The sequence below is a fragment of the Streptomyces swartbergensis genome (assembly GCF_002148965.1).
Lineage (GTDB): Bacteria > Actinomycetota > Actinomycetes > Streptomycetales > Streptomycetaceae > Streptomyces > Streptomyces swartbergensis.
In genome coordinates this window covers 1-1,952 of the sequence record NZ_NGFN01000644.1, presented here as the reverse complement: position 1 = coordinate 1,952, position 1,952 = coordinate 1, and the positions used below count along the sequence as shown (strand labels likewise).

2 protein-coding genes and 2 pseudogenes are annotated in these 1,952 nt (G+C 68.3%); all 4 read right to left on the bottom strand.

From position 1 onward, the window contains the following. Positions 1-49: 49 nt before the first annotated feature. Positions 50-358: pseudogene (locus CA983_RS43170) on the bottom strand (MarR family winged helix-turn-helix transcriptional regulator); the annotation flags it as partial. Between the two features lie 21 nt (positions 359-379). After that, a complete protein-coding gene (locus CA983_RS49060; RefSeq protein WP_279628521.1) occupies positions 380-511 on the bottom strand; it encodes a hypothetical protein in 132 nt (43 codons plus the stop codon). A 67-nt stretch (positions 512-578) separates the two neighbouring features. Next, positions 579-884 (bottom strand): cytochrome P450, encoded by a 306-nt coding sequence (locus CA983_RS49055; protein WP_279628520.1) that lies wholly within the window; start codon positions 882-884, stop codon positions 579-581. A 14-nt stretch (positions 885-898) separates the two neighbouring features. After that, a pseudogene (locus CA983_RS43165) lies at positions 899-1,891 on the bottom strand (cytochrome P450); the annotation flags it as partial. Positions 1,892-1,952: the final 61 nt, after the last annotated feature.

Sequence of the window (1,952 nt, the reverse complement as noted above, 5' to 3'; positions counted from 1 at the left end):
GCACAGAACCGACGACTGACACCCGGCACTCCCGGTCCTGCGCAGGCAGTCAGACCCGCTCACTCGGACCGACACTCCTCAGCCGCTCGGTCACCTGGGCCAGCGTGGCGGTGAAGACGTCCAGCTGATCGGCCGGCAGATCCCCGAACAGCGCGGCGGCCAGGTCATCCCGCCCTCTGCGCAGCGCCGACGTGACCTGGCGGCCCTTTCCGCTCAGGGAGGTGAGGGTCGCGCGCCGGTCGGTGGGGTGCGCCTCCCGCACCACCAGCCCGTCCTCCTGTAGCGCGTCCAGAAGGCCGGTGACGTTACGAGGGGTGACGCCCAGACGCCCGGCCAGGGCACGCTGCGTCATCGGTCCGTCATGGAAGAGCGCCCACGCCTAGGTGAACAGCTTCGGCGGTTCGTCCTCGGGAGCCTGAGCCTGCTCAGCTTGCCGCTGGCCACGACGGTGCAACATCCGGAATTCCGGCGCGCGGAGCATCTCGTAGGAGAGCTCCTCGTCCAGCAGCACCGCCAGGTGCGCACGGTCGGCGTCCTGCGGGCCGGCACTCCGCAGCTCCTGCTGCTCGACCGACCCATCAGCCGGCTGAGTCCGAATGGAACTCCATGGCCAAGGCGTCGGGTTTTACTGTGATGACGGCCTGGGCACGCGGTGGACGGGAGGTCACCTTGAACCGGGGCCAGATTTGGAGGACGGTCGCGAGGATGATTTGCAGCTCAACCCACGCGAAGTTCTCTCCGATGCACTTGCGGCGGCCGTCGCCGAAGGGGAGAAAGGACCCTCGGGTGGCCGCGACGGTGTCTGCCTCCCAACGGTCCGGATCGAAGGTGTCCGGGGGTCGGGGAAACAGGAGGAGTCGTGCTGGTGCAGATAGGGACTCCACACGACATCGGCGCCTTCGGGTATCAGGTGTCCGCCGAGGACGATGTCGCGGGCGGCGGCCCGCGTCACCATCCAGGACGGTCCGTATTTTCGGATGGCCTCCTGCAGAACCCGTCGGGTGTACAGGAGTTGGTCGAGGTCGTCGTAGCGCAGCGGCCGGTCCTCGCACACCGAGGCCAGTTCCTCGCGAAGACGTCGTTCGACGGCGGGATTGTCGGCAATTTCGTACAGCGCCCAGGCGAGTGTGGTGCCGGTGGTCTCGATCGCGCCGGCCAGGAGGGTGATGGCCTCGTCCTGGAGTTGCCGGCGGCCGAGTTGGTCTTCAACACCGAGCAGGGTCTCGAACAGACCCCTCTGCTGACGGCGCGCCTCGGACGCATGCGGGCATGCCTCGGCGCCGGACGCGCTGTCCGCCGAAGCGGATCCGGGTGCGGTGACGTCGATGTGATGGTCGATGGCCTGGTCGATGAGGGCGCGCAGGCGAGCGACACGGTCGGCGTGCGCGCGGTTGGCGGGCAGCGGCAGCCGCGTGATCCAGGGCGGAAGAATGACCTGCCGAATCGTTCCTTTCATGATCTCGGGCATGAGGGCGGTGAACTCGCCCTCCAGGTGTGCGGGCAGGTCCGCGCCGAACACGGCGACGAGGAACGTGGCCAGGGTGATCTCGTTCATGCCGGCGAACATGTCGCGCGGCTCGGCCGCGGGCCAGGCGCCGACCATCGTGCGCACCTGATCGATCATGGCGTTGCCGCGCTCGGCTATATGCGCCCTGCTGAACATGGGCTGCATCAGACGGCGGTTGCGCAGATGAGTGTCGCCGTCGGCGACGGTCGCGACTCCATCACCGGGGAAGACCCGCAGCGCATCGTAGTACTTGCCGCCCTTGAGGAAGTGGGCGGCGTCGGTCACCAGGACATGGCGGGTCAGTGCGGGGTCCGTGACCACGTAGGCGGGTGTGGGGCCGATGCGTATGCGCACCACCCTGCCGTATTCGCGCAGCGAGGTGATGAACGGCAGGGGGTCGCGGACGAGGCGGAGTCCGTGCCCGATCAGCGGCAGTCCGCCGGGG